Origin of the sequence: Pseudomonas sp. GM33, from assembly GCF_000282295.1 — a bacterium.
Lineage (GTDB): Bacteria > Pseudomonadota > Gammaproteobacteria > Pseudomonadales > Pseudomonadaceae > Aquipseudomonas > Aquipseudomonas laurylsulfatiphila.
Window position 1 is genome coordinate 44,004 of the sequence record NZ_AKJO01000012.1, and the last position, 16,419, is coordinate 60,422.

Genomic DNA, 16,419 nt, shown 5'->3' on the forward strand with positions numbered 1-16,419 from the left:
TGATTGTCAGTGTCCCGCAGACGCCGCAGGCCCGGCCTTCGCCGTAAACGGCGGCCTGGCCAGCCACACGATCAGGATCAGCCCCATGAACATCCAGCCCAGCAAGGTGAAGTAATCCACCGTGGACATGATGTAGGCCTGGCTGATCACCATCTGATCCAGTTGCGTGTAGGACTTGGCCCCCGCCCCGCCCAAGTTGCTCAGTGCTTCGCGGGTCGCCGGGTCGAACGGGGTGATGCTTTCGGTCAGGTAGGCATGGTGCTGGTCGGCCCGGCGAATCCAGATCCAGGTGGTCAGCGACGCCGCGAAACTACCGCCCAGGGTCCGCAGGAACGTCGCCAACCCGGAACCATCGGCAATCTGGCTCGGCGGCAGGTCCGAGAGCAGAATGGTCAGGGTCGGCATGAAGAACAACGCCACGCCGATCCCCATGAACAGCTGCACCATGGCGATGTGCTGGAAATCCACTTCATTGGTGAACCCGGCGCGCATGAAGCAACTGAGGCCGATGGCCAGGAACGCCCCGCCCGCCAGTAACCGCATGTCGAATTTCGGTGCATATTTGCCAACAAAGGGTGCCAGCAACACCGGCAGGATCCCCAGCGGTGCCACGGCAAAACCGGCCCAGGTCGCGGTGTAGCCCAGGCGTGTCTGCAGCCACTGCGGCAGGATCAGGTTGATCCCGAAGAACCCGGCATAGCCCAGGATCAGCACGATGGTGCCGTAGCGGAAGTTGCGGTGGGCGAACAGGCGCAGGTTGACCACCGGGTGTTCGTCGGTCATTTCCCAGATCACGAAGAACGCCAGGGCCACCACCGAAATCACCGAGCCGATCACGATGAAGCTGGATTCGAACCAGTCGGCATCGTTGCCCTTGTCGAGCACGATCTGCAGCGCCCCGACACCGATGATCAGCGCGATCAGACCAACGTAATCCATTGGCTGGCGGCTGGTGACCACCGGGCGCTTTTTCATCTGCTGGGTGACCACCCATGCCGCGAACAGGCCGATCGGCACGTTGATGAAGAAAATCCACGGCCAGCTGTAGCTGTCGGTGATCCAGCCGCCGAGGATCGGCCCGGCAATGGGCGCGACCACCGTGACCATCGCCAGCAACGCCAGGGCCAGCCCCCGTTTCGCCGGCGGATAGACCGCGATCAGCAACGTCTGGGTCATCGGGTACAACGGCCCCGCCACCACCCCTTGCAGCACCCGGAAGCCCACCAGCTCGGGCATCGAGGTGGATATCCCGCACAGGAACGAGGCCAGCACGAACAGCAGCGTAGCCCAGACAAACAGCTTCACCTCACCAAAACGCCGACTGAGCCAACCGGTCAGCGGCAAGGCGATGGCATTGCTCACCGCAAACGAGGTGATGACCCAGGTGCCCTGCTCCGAACTCACGCCCAGGTTGCCGGAAATCGTCGGCAACGCCACGTTGGCGATGGTGGTGTCGAGCACCTGCATGAAGGTCGCCAGCGACAGGCCGATGGTGCTGAGCAGCAGGCTGGGGGGCGTGAAAGAGGCGTTATTGCTCATCGCGAATCCTTGGAAGCCTGATTGGTGCTGCGTCCGTTACGGACGCAGCCAACCCTGTGGGAGCGGGCTGTGGCGAGGGGGCTTGCCCCCGTTGGGCTGCGCAGCAGCCCCAAAATTTCCGATGTATCGAAGATCTTGTGAGTGCTGCGCACTCAAACGGGGCGATGCGGCGTTCCGACAAGCCCCCTCGCCACAGCCCGCTCCCACAGGGTCGAGGTAATGGCATTTCAGCGTTGCGCGGTTTTACTGACTGCGGCGCTGTTGTCGTGGATCAACTGGGTGATCATCGCGTCAGCCTCGGCCAACTGACGGTCGTAGACGTTGGTGCTGAACGACGCCTTCTGCGGCGGCTGTTGTGCCAGCACCGGCCCGCTCTGGTCGTGCAGGTCCACGTCGACCATGGTCGACAGGCCGACCCGCAGCGGATGCCTGGCCAGTTCCTCGGCGTTGACGTGGACTCGCACCGGCACGCGCTGCACGATCTTGATCCAGTTGCCGGTGGCGTTCTGCGCCGGCAGCAGGGCAAAGGCGCTGCCGGTGCCGGCGCCGAGGCTGTCGATGGTGCCGCTGTATTTGACGCTGCTGCCGTACAGGTCCGTCTCGATCTCCACCGGTTGGCCAATGCGCATATCACGCAGCTGGGTTTCCTTGAAGTTGGCGTCGATCCACAGCTGATCCAGCGGAATCACCGCCATCAGCGCGGTACCCGGTTGCACGCGCTGGCCCAGTTGCACCGAACGCTTGGCCACGTAACCGGTGACCGGTGCAATCAGGACGCTGCGTGAGTTGTTCAGGTAGGCCTGGCGCAGTTGCGCGGCGGCCGCCATCACGTCCGGGTGTGAAGAAACCACGGTGTCATCAACCAGCGCGCTGGTGGTCTTGAGCTTTTGTTCGGCATTGGCCAGGGCGTTTTGCGCCGAGGTCAGGTCGTCGCGGGCGTGGGACAGCTCTTCCTGGGAAATCGCCCCGCCGGCGGCGAGATTCTTCCGGCGGCTGAAGTTGTCCTGGGCTTTTTGCACTTCGGCTTTCTGCGCATTGACCTGGGCTTTCATGCCATCCACATCGCTATACAAGCCGCGCACCTGACGCACGGTACGCGCCAGATTGGCCTGGGCATTTTGCAGACCGATTTCGGCGTCGTTCGGGTCAAAGTTCACCAGCACCTGGCCTTCATGCACCAGATCGCCATCGTCGGCGCCGATGCTGACCACGGTACCCGTGACCAGCGGGGTGATTTCCACCACGTTGCCGTTCACATAGGCGTCGTCGGTACTTTCGCTCCAGCGTCCGTAGAACTCGTGATAAGCCCAGACGCCCGCGCCGCTGAGCACGACGGCGGCGGCCAGAACCAGCAGCATGAACTTGCGTTTGCCCGAATTGGGGTTGCCAGGAGTGTTTTCAGGAGGTTGGGTTGTATCGGCAGTGGCCATGACAAGTACCTTGAATTAGTGGGTCAGCGTGGCTGGCGTGGCGTTGGCCGAGGCGATGGCCTCAGGCTGGAAACCGCCGCCCAGCGCCTGCATCAGTTGGATCGACAGGTCGATCTGCTCGGCATTCAGGTTGGCCAGCTGACGCTGGGCCTGGAGCAATTGCTGCTCGATGCTGAGCACGTCCAGGTAGTTGCCGATGCCGGAACCGTAACGCTGGACCACGGTGTTGTAGGAGTCCTGGGCGATGTCGGTGGCGTGCTGCTGGGCAGCGATCTGCCGGCCGATATCGCGCAGCTGGTTGATGCTGTCACTGACATCCCCCAGCGCCTTCACCAGGCTTTTGTTGTACTGCGCCACCGCGAGGTCGTAGTCGGCGTCGCGCGAATCGAGGTCGGCGCGCAAGCGGCCACCGTCGAAAATCGGCACAGAAATCGTCGGTGCAATGCTGAAGAAGCGGCTGGCCGATCCAAACATCGCATCACCCAACAAGGACTCGGCGCCGGCAGCGGCGCTGAGGTTCAAGTTGGGGTAGAACCGGGTCTTGCCGGCGTCGATACTTTTGCTCGCCGCCTCGACCCGCCAGCGCGCGGCGACCAGGTCCGGGCGACGCCCGAGCAACTCGGCCGGCAACACCGAAGGTAGCGCTACCGCACTCGGCTGAAGAATGTTCGGCCGGGCAATTTCATTGCCGCGGTCCGGACCTTTGCCGAGCAACACCGCGAGGGCGATCTTCGCGCTGTTCAGGCGCTTTTCAGCGTCGATCAAATTGGCCTGGGAGGTGGCTTCCAGGCTTTCGGTCTGCTGGAACTGGTACTGGCTGTCGATCCCGGCCGTCAGACGGCGCTGGCTCAGCTCGAGCATTTGCCGGGTGCGCTTGAGGTCTTCACTGGACAGGTCATACACGATGTGCGCCTGACCGAGATCGCTGTAGGCCCGGGCGACGTCGGCGGCCAGGGTCAGTTGCGCGGCCTGCTGGTCGACTTCGGCGGCACGGGCCTGGCCTAGGGCCGCTTCCCAGGCATCGCGCTGGCCGCCCCACAGGTCGAAGTTGTAGTTGAAGCTGGTGCTGATATTGCGAATAGTGGCGTACGCGTCGCCCTGCCCGAGCGGGTCCTGGTCCCGGGCCAGGCGCGAGCGGCTGACACCGGCGCTGGCATCCAGGGTCGGCATCCGCGCGGCGTCGGCGGCGTAAGCGGTGGCGCTGGCCTGGTGGGCACGGGCGTCGGCGATCTGCATGTCCGGGCTGTCGCGCAGGGCCTCGCGGATCAGGCCGTCGAGTTGCGGGTCGCCGAGGCTTTTCCACCAGTCGTTTTTCGGCCAGGCGGCCGGCGACAGGGTCACGCCGCCGAGGGATTGCCCGGCCTTGAAGTTTTTCGCGTCGAGGCTGACACCTTCGGTTTTCAAGCCGCTGTAACTGGCGCAACCGGCCAGGCTCATGGCCAACAGCACCAGGCTCAGGCCGACACGCAAGGGTTTGTTGCTCATTTGTCACCTACTCGCAGCAGGGTGATCGAGTCACCGGCTGCTACCAAAATCTTCTTCAGAATCATCTCCAGGGTTTTCAGCTCATCTGGAGTGATGGCACCGGCCAGTTCATTCATGGCTTCGGCACCGATGTGCGGCAGCAGCCCGGCGAGCTTCTGGCCGTCGTCCGTGAGTACCAGCTGCACCTGACGGCGATCCGCCTCGGAGCGTTGGCGGGCGAGGAAGCCCTTCTGTTCCAGACGATCGAGCATGCGAGTCATCGAGCCGCTGTCCAGGGACAGGTGACGGCACAACTCGCCCGGCGAATCGACGCCGTACTGGGCCATGATGATCAACACCTTGAACTGCGCGGCGGTGATGCCGTGGGGTTCCATGTGGGTGTCGATGATCCGGTCCTTGAGTAGCGCGGCGCGTCCGAGCAGCAGGCCGAGATGGCAATTGTGGAAATCGTCTGGAGAGAAATGTTTCATCTGACCACCGGTTAGCTGCCTAGGCAGTGAATGTATGTCTAGATGTTACTGCCTAGGCAGCGAATGTCAACGCAATAGTTAGCATGCTTGGTAAATAGTTGATCAATTGCGTCGGGATTTGTTGCGGCCACACTGACGCCATCGCGAGCAAGCTCGCTCCCACAAGGATCGCATTGGACCTTGTGGGAGCGAGCTTGCTCGCGATGGGGGCAACTCGGATTTAAAGAAAACGCAGGTCTAGAAATCCCGCTTGTAGAAGATGTCCAACGAACTGGCCACGCCGCCGGCGGCTTCGAGGTAGACCTTTTTGCTCAGCTTGTAGCGCAAGGCAATGGTGTTGGCCGGTTCGAACACGCCGACGCCATAGCGCAGGCTGAGCTTCTCGGAAATATTGCCGCTGGCTACCACGCTGGTGGCGTCACCGCTGCCCTGGGTGTCGAGCTGGAAGTCCTGGATCCCCAGGTTCTTGGCGATGCCGCTGGTCACACCGGAACTGCCCATCAAGCCCAACCCGAGGGCCGCCTGGGCGAGCATGTTGTTGTCTTCGCCATTGCTGCTCAGTGGACGCCCGAGCACCAGATAGGACAAGGCCTGCTCCTGGCTCATCGCCGGCTCCGAAAAGATTTGCGTGGTCGGCTGTTCGGCGCTGCCACTCAAACGAATGCCGGCGATGATGTCGTCGGTCTTGCGAATGGCTTCGATGTCCAGGTACGGCTGGTCGATGGGCCCGGCAAACAGCAAACGTGCCCGGCGCACCGAAAGCCGCTGGCCGTAGGCGCGGTAACGCCCGTCGTTGAGCCACAGCTCGCCACGGGTGTCCATGTTGTCGCCGATGTGCACATGCCCCTGCACATTCGCCGTCAGGCCAAACCCGGCAAAGCTCAGCTTGTCCTCGCCGACCAGCACTTCGATGTCCATCTTCATCGCCAGCGGTGGCTTGCCCTCCTCGGTCTGCTGACCGACGATCACCGTGTCATCGGAGACCTTGACCGTCGATGGCGGCAATTCACGAATGGTGATTTCACCCCTGGGTACCAGCACTTTACCGGCGATGGCCAACTCATCGCCCTTCATCGAAATCTTCAGGTCCGGTGACACTTCAAGCTTGGCGTAAGGCTCGACGGTGACCGGCAACTGCGAGCCCTTGAGTGCCAGATCCACCACCAGCGCCTGACCCCAGGCGATGTTGCCGTTCAAGCTGCCCTGCCCGGCCTTGCCGCTGTTCCAGCCACCGTTCAGTTGCACGCTTTCACCGGCGATGAGCGCCTGAACGTGCAGGTTTTGCAGCTCCATCGGCAATTCAGGCCCGGCCACCACGCCGTCACTGAGTTGCAGGCTGCCATTGACCTGTGGCGCCAAAAGCCCGCCGGAAATCGTGCCGCTGCCATTCAGGCGCCCGGCCAGCTTCTCGACCATCGGCACGAACGGTCGCGCCACCGACAGGTCCAGCCCGCTCAAGCGGAACGAGCCGCTCAATGGTTTGTTCTTCGGCAACGGATGGAGCTGCGCCTGCACCATCAGTTCGCCGAGTTTGCCGCCGACGAAATTGAGTTCGGTGTCGATACGTTTGGGCGTGAGTCTGCTGGTGAGTTTCAGGGTCTGATACGGGAAGTCCAGCCACTGGTCCTTTTCCTTGATGCGCAACGTGCCGCCGCCGGCATCGACACTGACCTGGCCGTTCGGGCCACTGGCCGGCAGGTCCAGTTGCAGGTCGGCATTGAGCCGGCCCTGCCAGGCGAAATCCTTCGGCAACCATTGCGCGAGGCTGTCGATCGGGAACTGCTTGAGGTGATAACGCAGCTTCGGCTCGGGCATCAGCCGCGAGTCCTCCCCGCACAGGCTGGCCTGACCGGATGCCCAGCAATGGGCACCGAAGTTGATTTTGCCGTCCGCCAGGCGTTCGAGTTTCGCCGGCCCTTGCAGCTTCCAGTCCTGGCCACCGGCCTGGATATCACCGCTGGCCAGGCGTCCGCGCCAATTGCCTTTATCCAGCGCACCGTCCAGACCCAGCGCCAGTTTCAGCTTCGGCCCCTGCAGATCGAGGCTCAGCTTCTGGTTCTTGATGTCGCCCTGGCCGCTGGCGGTCAGGGTTCCCAGCGAGGTGTCACCGGCCTGGATGCCGCTGCCCTTGAGGTCGATTTTCGCCCGTTGCGCACTGTCCAGCGTGGCGTCCAGGTTCAGGCTTTGCAGGCGATTGTCCTGGAAAACCAATTGCGAGCCTTGCAGGTCAAGCTTGCCTTGGGGCGCCTTGAGCGTGCCGGCGACATCCACGCGGCCATTGAGTTGGCCGCGCAGCTCTGGCCAGAGCTGGGCCAGGCGCGGTAGCTTGAGATCGATCTGCCCGGCGAGTTTCTGTTGCAGGCTGCCCTTGCCGCTGATGCTGTTCTCGCCCAGGCGAACCTGCAGGGCGTTGAGGTTCCATTGCTCACCACGGCCATCGGCCTTGGCCTGGATCACCGCCGGTTGGCCGCGCAGTTTGCCCTTGAGGTCCAGGTCAGCATTGAGGCTGAGCACTTCGTTTTTCAGTTCGCCCGTGCTGCGCAATGGCCCCGCCAGCGTGCCCGGCAGCTCCGCGACCCAGTACGCCGGGTTGATCGCCGACAGGTCCAGCGCGGTGTCCCAGGCAATGCCGTCGGCGAACTGCAGGTTGAGGTGCCCTTCAGCCTTGCCCTGCCCGGCCTGGAGTTGAATCTGTTGCAGGTAGATTTTCGTCAAGTCGCCAGCGAACGGACTGGCCAGGGTGAAGGCGCCGGCCGGACCATCCGCCGCGGCTTCAAAATGACCGAGGTACTTGCCGTCGGTGTAGGACACCTCACCGGTGAAGCGGCGCAACGCTACCTCCGGCTCGTCAATCAATGGATAGAGACGGTGCCAGGGGAAGTCCAGCCAGCCGATTTTCGCTTCGGCGCTCAGGCCTTTGCTCCAATCCACAAGCCCTGTGAGCTTGAGGCTTTGCTTGTCGTTGGCGGTCAGGTCCAACGCGGCGATCTGCGCGCCGTTGGCGTCGACCTTGCCTTGCAGCGCCAGGGCGACCGGCCCTTGCTCGGCGGGCAGCGTGGCCTTGCCGAGCAGCGCGTAGCCGTTCTTCAAGTCGCCGGCGCCGGTGAGTTCAAGCTGATTGAGTTGCAGGGTATCCGGCAGATCGGCACCGGGTTTGAAACCATCGGCGGTGATCCGCACCTTGGCCGGCAGGTTGTCCACCAGGGGTTGCAGCTCGCCGGTCAGTTGCCCGTTGAGGTAACCGCTGCTGTCGGCTTTCAGGTTCAAGGTCTTGAGCAGGTCGCCGTCGACCTTCAACGCCAGCACCAAGGGTTCAGGCGTCGACAACAGGGTCAGCTTACCTTCGGCGCCGAGCGGCCAGTTGCCGCTGGGTTGCAGCAGGCCGGACAGGTTCAGGCTCAAGTCATCGCGCTGTAACGATACCGAATCGATTTTCAAACCGGCAGCCGTCCAGTGCGCCGCCAGTTGCAAGCCCTTGAGCTCTTCACTGCCGTTGAACAACAGGCTGCCGACCTTGATCTCCCCCAGTTCGATGGCCAAGGGTAACTTGAGCTCCGGGAGCGTGATCGGGCCGCTGTCCGGCTCTTCGCCACCCGGCGGGAACGTCAGGCTGACCTGGTCGGCCTGCAATTGCTCGATGCACAAGGTCATGCGAGTCAGGCACAACGGCGACCAGGCGAAAATCACCTGGTTCAGTTCAACCCGGCTGGTGTCCTGCTGCCACAGCAACCGGTCGGCACTCCACTGCCCGCCCAGCCGACCCTGGAAGTTGTCCAGGGTCAAACCCGGTACGAAGCCCAAGGCCCAGCGGCTGCCCGTCGCCGTGCCGAGCACCGTGGCCAGGGTCAGGACAAACAGCATCAACAGTGCGGCTATTGCCAGCAGCGTTACTTTCAAACCACGCTTCACAGCTCAGGCCCCATGGAAAAGTGCAGTCGAATGCCGCCATCGTCGTCCAGCGCATGGGCCAGGTCGAGCCGGAGCGGCCCCACCGGCGAGACCCAGCGCACGCCGATACCGACCCCGGTCTTGAGGCTCGGCAGCTCGAGGGTGTTGAAGGCGTTGCCCTGATCGACAAAGGTCGCGATTCGCCATTTTTCGGCGACCGAATACTGATACTCCGCGCTGGCGGCCACCATGTAGCGGCCACCGATGCGGTCGCCGTCGGAGTTTTCCGGCGACAGGCTCTGATAGTCGTAGCCGCGCACGCTCTGATCGCCACCGGCGAAGAAGCGCAACGATGGCGGCACCGATTTGAAGCCGTTGGTGGCACTGCCGCCGACCTGCACCCGCCCGAGGAAGCGGTGTTTATCGAACACCGTGGTCAGGCCTTTGACCAACGCCGTGCCGTAGAGCAGGTTGCTGTCGGAACCCAGACCTTCCTTGGCCACCTTGGATTCGAATTGCAGGCGATAGCCGTTGTGCGGGTCGATGCGGTTGTCGCTCTTGAGGTACGAATAGCTCACACCGGGCATCAGCAAGGTACTGAGTCCCGAGTCATCGCCCAGTTGGTAATCCTCGCGCTGCCACTTCAGCGATACCACCCGTTGCCAGCCGCTGGGCAGTTTGCTGTGCCATTCGGGGCCGAGGGTCAACAGTTTACTATGGGTGTCGGTGCCGGCGATGTCTTCATTCTGATAGCCGCCGGCAAAACGCAGTTTGTCCGTCAGCGGCGGGTCCAGCGGAATGTCGTAGAACAACCCGACGTTCTGCCGAGGCGCCGAGACTTCGGCCTCCCAGCCGTAACTGTGCCCTTGCGCGTTGACCCAGTGCCGGGTCCAGTTGGCCTTGGCCCGTGGGCCGACGTCGGTGGAGAAACCCAGGCCCAGGCCCATGGTCCGTGGCTTGCGGGTTTCGAGCTTGACGTCCACCGGGATCGCATTTTCTTTTGACGCCGCAGGTGCCGCGTCCACGCGCACGCCTTCGAAGTAGCCACTCGATTGCAGGTTCTGATTGAGTTCGGCAATCAGCTCCGAGTCATAGGGTGTACCGGCCTTGAATGGCACCATGCGTTGCAGCAGGTCGTCATCGAACGGCGTATCACCCTCGAAACTGACCTTGCCCAAGGTATAGCGCGGACCGCTTTCATAGATCAGTTCGATATCGGCAACGCCGGCCCGCGGGTCGACCGACAGTTTCGAACGGGTGAAGTGGCCGCTGAAAAAGCCATACCGCGAAGCCTGGTTCTGGATCAGGCGCTTGGCGTCCTCGTAATGCCCATGGTTGAGCACGGCACCGGGCTTGAGCTCGTCGCTTTTGGGGATTCGAAAGGATTTGAGGGACGCTGCGGGTCCTTCGACTCGCACCGTGACATTGCGCAGGTGCACCGGCTCGCCGGGGTCGACCTTCAACACCAGGCGCGGTTTTTCGCCGCCCTTCACTTCGCTGTCGATGTGCGGCTGGTAATAACCCAAGGCCTGGGCGGCCTTGCGCGCCTGCTCCTCGGCGCCACGACTGAAGCGCTGCAAGGCTTCTTCGTCACGATCGCCGAGGCTGCCGATATAGCCCTCTATATTGGCCTTCAGTTCATCGTTGGACGGTTTGATCCGCACATCCAATTCACTTTGCGCCAGCGCCGTGCAGCTGGATAACAGCATGAGCACGCCACTGGTAAATCTTCCTGGAAACTTCATAGGCGCGGATGCTATCACGAGCATGGTTGATGAACATGGAAGCGTGATAGAGCCTGACATGCAAAGAAAGTTCGTGGGCTAAGCCATTGCTGTTTGTAACACCTGGGGATTGGGGTGAAAAAACACGTGCTCGCGAACCGGCCCTACGGCAACTTCACCGATTTCCTCGTAGCCCTGACGTTTATAGAACTCCAGATAGCGTGGATTCCCGGTGTCGAGGATCACGCCCTGTGAGTGTTCATCCACCGCGCACCAGTTGTGCACGGCTTGCAACAGTTGCTCGCCGAAATGCTGCCCCTGGAACTGTGGGTGAACCCCCAGCAACGGCAAGACGTGCACCGAGTCGTTCGGCACGCAGGCCTCCACGGCAGCGTGATACTCCAGATAGCGACGGGTGCAGCGAAATCCCGTACTGAGCACCATGCGCAGGCGCCACGCCCAGCTTTCGGTAACCCCAAGCCGACGCTGCGGCGGCGCGATCAGGGCGATGCCGATCAGGCGGTCGTTGACCAGCAGACCGATGGCCGGCAGGTCCTGGAGAAAATGCTGGGTCACCAGTTCACGCACCGTGGCGCGAACCCGCTGTTCGTAACCGGGGCGTTCGGCTTCGAACAGATAGCCGAAGGTCGGTTCGTGTCGATAAGCCTGGTACAGCAGCGAACGGGCTTCACGGGCGTAGCCGCTGTCGAGCATGTGAATATCGGCGATGGCGGTCGATGTTTCGGGCATGACGGTTGATCTCCCCGGCACAGCTCGGATGGCTGCGCTCTTGTTGTTACGAGCGGATCGGCGCTGACACAGTTCCTTACAGATCCGCAATCAGTGTAGGCAATGAAATCGCCTTCGCGAGCAAGCCCGCTCCCACAAAAGCAAAGGCCGGCGCATAACCTGTGGGAGCGGGCTTGCTCGCGAAAGGGCCATCACTGCCCACACAAGACTGACAGGCAAAACCCAATCCCCTCACCCCACACTGGCCCGATTCCCACATGTCAGCTAGCATCGCCCTTTTGCCAGGACTGCCGACCATGAAGATCGTCTCCTTCAACATCAACGGGCTGCGCGCCCGTCCCCATCAGCTGGCGGCGCTGATCGAAAAGCACCAGCCCGATGTGATCGGCTTGCAGGAAACCAAGGTCCACGACGAGCAATTCCCGCTGGCCGAGGTGCAGGCGCTGGGCTACCACGTGTATTTCCACGGGCAAAAAGGCCATTACGGCGTCGCCCTGCTCTCGCGCCAGGAACCGCTGGCCCTGCATAAAGGGTTCGCCACCGACGAAGAGGATGCCCAGCGGCGTTTCATCTGGGGCACCTTCGCCGACGCCAACGGTGTACCAGTCACCATCATGAACGGTTATTTCCCACAGGGCGAAAGCCGCGACCACCCGACCAAATTCCCGGCCAAGGAGCGTTTCTACGGCGACTTGCAGCAATTGCTGGAAAGCCAGTTCAAGAACGACCAGCCGCTGGTGGTGATGGGCGATGTGAACATTTCCCCGGAAGACTGCGACATCGGCATCGGCCCGGACAACATGAAGCGCTGGCTGAAGACCGGCAAATGCAGCTTCCTGCCGGAAGAGCGCGAGTGGATGGCCCGCCTGAAGAACTGGGGCCTGGTCGACAGTTTCCGTCACCTGAACCCGGACGTGACCGACACCTTCAGCTGGTTCGACTACCGCAGCCGTGGCTTCGAAGACGAACCCAAGCGAGGCCTGCGCATCGACCTGATCCTCGCCTCCCACGGCTTGCTGCCGCGGGTGAAGGCCGCCGGTGTGGACTACGAACTGCGCGGCATGGAAAAACCTTCGGACCATGCGCCGATCTGGCTTGAGTTGAGCTGATCCAGGACCAACCACAATCCCCTGTGGGAGATTGCTCGCGATGAGGGAGTGTCAGTCGACATCATTGTCACTGAACCACCGCTATCGCGAGCAAGCTCGCTCCCACAAGGGACCATCACTGCAACCTGTCATTTTTCGGAAACCTTACTGACTTAATCTCCCGACACCTCCTTTGGCTATATAAGGTGCCGGCATGATGCTGCGCGTGTTGTTCCTGTTGATGCTGTGCCTCGGCTTGCCACACCTGGCGGCTGCCGGCAATTTGCCGACATCCGGACAAGGCCCGGTGCTGCGCATTCAGGGCTCCAACACCATCGGCGCGGCCTTGGGACCGGCACTGGTCGAGGGCCTGCTGGGCGAACAGGGCCTGCGCAGGATTCACCGCGAAACCCTGGCTACCGCCAACGAACTGCGCATCGTGGGTGAAACCGATCAGGGCAGCCGGGTTGTCGTGGAAGTCGCAGCCCATGGTTCGAGCACTGGTTTTGCCGCCCTGAAAACCGCCAATGCCGACCTCGCCGCCTCATCGCGCCCGATCAAGGACAGCGAACGGGTGAGCCTTGCATCCCTGGGCGATCTGAAAAGCCCGGGTGCCGAACAAGTCATCGCCATCGACGGCCTGGCGATCATCCTTCATCCGGACAATCCGCTGACTCAACTCGGCACCGAGCAACTGGCGCGCATTTTCAGTGGCGAAGTCAAAACCTGGGAGGACATCGGCGGCCGCGGCGGGCCGATTCATCTGTATGCGCGGGATGATCAGTCCGGTACCTACGACACCTTCAAGGAACTGGTCCTGAGTGATCGCGGGAAAAGTCTCGGTAGCATGGCGAAACGCTTCGAATCCAGTGAACAACTGTCCGACGCCGTGAGTGCAGACCCACAAGGCATTGGTTTTATCGGCCTGCCCTACGTGCGTCGGGCCAAAGCCGTGGCAATTGTCGATGGGCAATCACAGGCCATGCCGCCACTGAACAACCTGATTGCCACGGAAGACTATCCGCTGTCCCGTCGACTGTTTTTTTATCTGCCGCCGAGCGCAAAGAACCCTTGGGCCGATGCACTGGCGGCGTTCGCCCAAAGCAGTAAAGGACAAGCGATTGTCGCCGCCAACGGTTTCATCGCCCAGACCGTCCAGGCCATGAGCGTGACACCCAATGCGTTGATGCCCGAGGGTTATCAGGCCCTCAGCCGTCATGCGCAGCGTTTGTCGGTCAACTTTCGTTTCGAGGAAGGCAGCGCAACGCTGGACAACAAGGCGCAACAAGACTTGTCCCGGGTGCTCGACTATATAAAGCAGCACGACAAAACCAATGGCCAGGTAACACTGGTAGGCTTTGGCGATGCCAAGAGCGACCCGGCGCGAGCCGATCTGTTGTCGAAACTGCGGGCCATGGCAGTGCGGCGGGAGTTGGTGAAAAGCGGTGTGGTGTTTCGCGAGATTCGCGGGTTTGGAGCGCAGATGCCGGTGGCGGCCAATAGCGCCGATGAGGGGAGGATCAAGAATCGGCGGGTTGAGGTTTGGGTGTATTGAATCTGATGTTGCTGCATTGAATGGAATGACGCCTTCGCGAGCAAGCCCGCTCCCACAGGGATTACACTAAGCCTGTGGGAGCGGGCTTGCTCGCGAATGGCAGGCGCCGCGGTCTTAGTGCCCGCTACGCATCATCTCTTTCGGCACATATTTGCCGATTTCGAACTTGCCGATCGCCGCACGGTGCACTTCGTCCGGGCCGTCGGCCAGGCGCAGGGTGCGTTGCATGGCGTACATGTAGGCCAGCGGGAAATCGTTGGAAACCCCTGCCCCGCCATGGATCTGGATCGCCCGGTCGATCACCCGCAATGCAACGTTCGGCGCGACGACCTTGATCTGCGCGATCTCGCTGCGGGCCACTTTGTTGCCAACGGTGTCCATCATGTACGCCGCCTTCAGTGTCAGCAGGCGTGCCATGTCGATCTCCATCCGCGAATCGGCGATCTTGTCGACGTTACCGCCCAGCCGCGCCAAGGGCTTGCCGAATGCCGTACGGCTCACCGAGCGCTTGCACATCAGTTCCAGTGCACGCTCGGCCATGCCGATCGAACGCATGCAGTGGTGAATCCGGCCCGGGCCAAGGCGACCTTGAGCGATTTCGAAGCCGCGTCCTTCGCCCAGCAGGACGTTTTCGTACGGCACCCGGACGTTTTCAAACAGCACTTCGGCGTGACCATGGGGCGCATCGTCGTAACCGAACACCGGCAGCGGGCGCACAATCTTCACGCCAGGGGTATCGACCGGCACCAGAATCATCGAGTGCTGGGCATGGCGTGGCGCGTCCGGATTGCTCAGCCCCATGAAAATCAGGATTTTGCAGCGTGGGTCGCAAGCACCCGAGGTCCACCATTTCTTGCCGTTGATCACCCACTCGTCGCCATCGCGCACCGCACGGGCGGCCATGTTGGTGGCATCGGAGGACGCCACGTCCGGTTCGGTCATGGCGAATGCCGAGCGGATCTCGCCGCGCAGCAAGGGTTCGAGCCAGCGTTGCTTCTGCTCTTCGTTGGCGTAACGCACCAGCACTTCCATGTTGCCGGTGTCCGGAGCCGAACAGTTGAACGGCTCTGGCCCCAGCAACGAGCGGCCCATGATTTCCGCCAGCGGCGCGTACTCGAGGTTGGTCAGACCGGCACCGAGCTCAGACTCAGGCAGAAACAAATTCCACAGCCCTTCAGCCTTGGCCTTGAGTTTGAGTTCTTCCATGATCGCGGTCGGCTGCCAGCGGTTGCCCTCGGCGACCTGACGCTCGAACACGGCTTCGGCGGGATAAACGTAGGTGTCCATGAACGCTGTTACGCGCTCACGCAGTTCCTGAACCTTGGGCGAATAAGCGAAATCCATGAGCGAGATACCTTCTTGGGGGAGGTTGTTTAGATCATGCAATCGATGCTAGAACAGCCATGAAAATTTACCTAGCCTATTCTCGGCGTGTATAAACATTCATCACCGATATATGATCGGCTGATCGTCAAGGTCAGCCCGCCCACACAATAAGAGAGCCGCGTAATGAATCTGAGCAAGGTCGATCTCAACCTTTTCATCGTCTTCGACGCGATCTACACCGAAGCCAACCTGACACGCGCCGGGCAGATTGTCGGCATCACCCAACCGGCGGTGTCGAACGCTCTGGCCCGCCTGCGCGAGACCTTCAACGACCCGCTGTTCGTACGCACGGCCCAGGGCATGGTGCCGACGCCCATGGCGCAGAACATCATCGGCCCGGTGCGCAATGCGCTCTCGCTGCTGCGCGTGTCGGTGCAGGAAAGCCGCATTTTCAACCCGCAGCAAGCGGTCAAGACCTATCGCATCAGCATGACCGACCTCACCGAAGCGGTGATCCTGCCGCCGCTGTTCCAGCGTCTGCGCCGCCTGGCGCCGACGGTGATCATCGAGAGTTTTCTGTCCAAACGCCGCGAGACCACCAAGGAACTGGCGGCCGGCCGCCTGGACTTTGCGGTCGATGCGCCGCTCAACACCGACCCGCAAGTGCGTCACGTCAAGTTGATGGAAGACCGCTACGTGTGCGCCATGCGCAAGGGGCATCCACTGGCGGGCAAGGAGAAACTCACGCTGGATGATTACCTCAGCCTGACCCACATCCATATTTCCAGCCGTCGCAGCGGCCTCGGCTATGTCGACCTGGCGCTTGGCAAGATGGGCATCCAGCGCAAGATCGCCCTGCGTTCCCAGCATTACCTGATGGCCTCGCAGGTGTTGCAGCAGACGGACATGGTCATGACCGTGCCGGAACGCTTCGCCCGCCGCAACGACCTGCACGCCTTTTATCTGCCGGTCAACGATGTGCCGCCAGTGGAAACCCACCTTTACTGGCACGAAAGCACTGACCAGGACCCGGCGAACCGCTGGATGCGCGAGCAGATGATCGAGCTGTGCCAGCAGGTGACGGCGCAGGAGAAGAAGCTCGAGAAGGTGTAGGGCTTGATACCGAGGTGCCCCCATCGCGAGCAAGCTGAACTGGCCTAATGA

The 16,419-nt window shown here is 61.9% G+C and carries 11 protein-coding genes; 3 read left to right on the plus strand and 8 right to left on the minus strand.

The window, feature by feature from the left end; translation table 11 throughout:
* Positions 1–6: 6 nt before the first annotated feature.
* The 7 genes from PMI26_RS26675 to PMI26_RS26645 all read right to left on the minus strand — a co-directional run bounded on the left by PMI26_RS26675 (position 7) and on the right by PMI26_RS26645 (position 11,286).
* Positions 7–1,539 carry a DHA2 family efflux MFS transporter permease subunit gene (locus PMI26_RS26675; RefSeq protein WP_007970488.1) on the minus strand — a complete coding sequence of 511 codons (1,533 nt, stop codon included), beginning with the start codon at positions 1,537–1,539 and terminating at the stop codon, positions 7–9.
* A gap of 227 nt (positions 1,540–1,766) precedes the next feature.
* The gene (locus tag PMI26_RS26670; protein ID WP_007970490.1) at positions 1,767–2,969 is read right to left on the minus strand and encodes an HlyD family secretion protein; all 1,203 of its coding nucleotides are present in this window, start codon (positions 2,967–2,969) and stop codon (positions 1,767–1,769) included.
* A gap of 15 nt (positions 2,970–2,984) precedes the next feature.
* Positions 2,985–4,454, minus strand: a complete 1,470-nt coding sequence (locus PMI26_RS26665; RefSeq protein WP_007970492.1) for an efflux transporter outer membrane subunit — start codon at positions 4,452–4,454, stop codon at positions 2,985–2,987.
* Positions 4,451–4,924 carry a MarR family winged helix-turn-helix transcriptional regulator gene (locus PMI26_RS26660; protein ID WP_007970494.1) on the minus strand — a complete coding sequence of 158 codons (474 nt, stop codon included), beginning with the start codon at positions 4,922–4,924 and terminating at the stop codon, positions 4,451–4,453. The genes PMI26_RS26665 and PMI26_RS26660 overlap by 4 nt, the downstream gene beginning before the upstream one ends.
* Positions 4,925–5,161: 237 nt before the next feature.
* The gene (locus PMI26_RS26655) at positions 5,162–8,833 is read right to left on the minus strand and encodes a translocation/assembly module TamB domain-containing protein (RefSeq protein ID WP_007970496.1); all 3,672 of its coding nucleotides are present in this window, start codon (positions 8,831–8,833) and stop codon (positions 5,162–5,164) included.
* Positions 8,830–10,557, minus strand: a complete 1,728-nt coding sequence (locus PMI26_RS26650; RefSeq protein WP_033047381.1) for an autotransporter assembly complex protein TamA — start codon at positions 10,555–10,557, stop codon at positions 8,830–8,832. The genes PMI26_RS26655 and PMI26_RS26650 overlap by 4 nt, the downstream gene beginning before the upstream one ends.
* A 78-nt stretch (positions 10,558–10,635) precedes the next feature.
* On the minus strand, positions 10,636–11,286 hold the full coding sequence (locus PMI26_RS26645) for a GNAT family N-acetyltransferase (protein ID WP_007970499.1): 651 nt from the start codon (positions 11,284–11,286) through the stop codon (positions 10,636–10,638).
* A 296-nt stretch (positions 11,287–11,582) separates the two neighbouring features.
* Between PMI26_RS26645 and xthA the strand changes: the two genes are divergently transcribed.
* Together xthA and PMI26_RS26635 are read left to right on the plus strand one after the other, a co-directional pair.
* Positions 11,583–12,395: an exodeoxyribonuclease III gene (gene xthA, locus PMI26_RS26640; protein ID WP_007970500.1), complete on the plus strand. Its 813-nt coding sequence runs from the start codon at positions 11,583–11,585 to the stop codon at positions 12,393–12,395.
* A 193-nt stretch (positions 12,396–12,588) separates the two neighbouring features.
* Positions 12,589–13,929, plus strand: a complete 1,341-nt coding sequence (locus PMI26_RS26635; RefSeq protein ID WP_007970501.1) for a substrate-binding domain-containing protein — start codon at positions 12,589–12,591, stop codon at positions 13,927–13,929.
* Between the two features lie 114 nt (positions 13,930–14,043).
* Here the strand turns inward: PMI26_RS26635 and PMI26_RS26630 are convergent, their stop codons facing one another.
* Entirely contained in the window at positions 14,044–15,273 is a 1,230-nt protein-coding gene (locus tag PMI26_RS26630; RefSeq protein WP_007970502.1) for an acyl-CoA dehydrogenase, read from the minus strand.
* Between the two features lie 165 nt (positions 15,274–15,438).
* Here PMI26_RS26630 and PMI26_RS26625 point away from each other — a divergent pair, with 165 nt between their 5' ends.
* Positions 15,439–16,368 carry a LysR family transcriptional regulator gene (locus PMI26_RS26625; RefSeq protein WP_007970503.1) on the plus strand — a complete coding sequence of 310 codons (930 nt, stop codon included), beginning with the start codon at positions 15,439–15,441 and terminating at the stop codon, positions 16,366–16,368.
* Positions 16,369–16,419 lie beyond the last annotated feature (51 nt).

Excerpts from the sequence above, each read along its gene's own strand:
- PMI26_RS26675 (WP_007970488.1), bottom strand. The coding sequence starts at position 1,539 with ATGAGCAATAACGCCTCTTTCACGCCCCCCAGCCTGCTGCTCAGCACC.
- PMI26_RS26670 (WP_007970490.1), bottom strand. The coding sequence starts at position 2,969 with ATGGCCACTGCCGATACAACCCAACCTCCTGAAAACACTCCTGGCAAC.
- PMI26_RS26665 (WP_007970492.1), bottom strand. The coding sequence starts at position 4,454 with ATGAGCAACAAACCCTTGCGTGTCGGCCTGAGCCTGGTGCTGTTGGCC.
- PMI26_RS26660 (WP_007970494.1), bottom strand. The coding sequence starts at position 4,924 with ATGAAACATTTCTCTCCAGACGATTTCCACAATTGCCATCTCGGCCTG.
- PMI26_RS26650 (WP_033047381.1), bottom strand. The coding sequence starts at position 10,557 with ATGAAGTTTCCAGGAAGATTTACCAGTGGCGTGCTCATGCTGTTATCC.
- PMI26_RS26645 (WP_007970499.1), bottom strand. The coding sequence starts at position 11,286 with ATGCCCGAAACATCGACCGCCATCGCCGATATTCACATGCTCGACAGC.
- xthA (WP_007970500.1), top strand. The coding sequence starts at position 11,583 with ATGAAGATCGTCTCCTTCAACATCAACGGGCTGCGCGCCCGTCCCCAT.
- PMI26_RS26635 (WP_007970501.1), top strand. The coding sequence starts at position 12,589 with ATGATGCTGCGCGTGTTGTTCCTGTTGATGCTGTGCCTCGGCTTGCCA.
- PMI26_RS26630 (WP_007970502.1), bottom strand. The coding sequence starts at position 15,273 with ATGGATTTCGCTTATTCGCCCAAGGTTCAGGAACTGCGTGAGCGCGTA.
- PMI26_RS26625 (WP_007970503.1), top strand. The coding sequence starts at position 15,439 with ATGAATCTGAGCAAGGTCGATCTCAACCTTTTCATCGTCTTCGACGCG.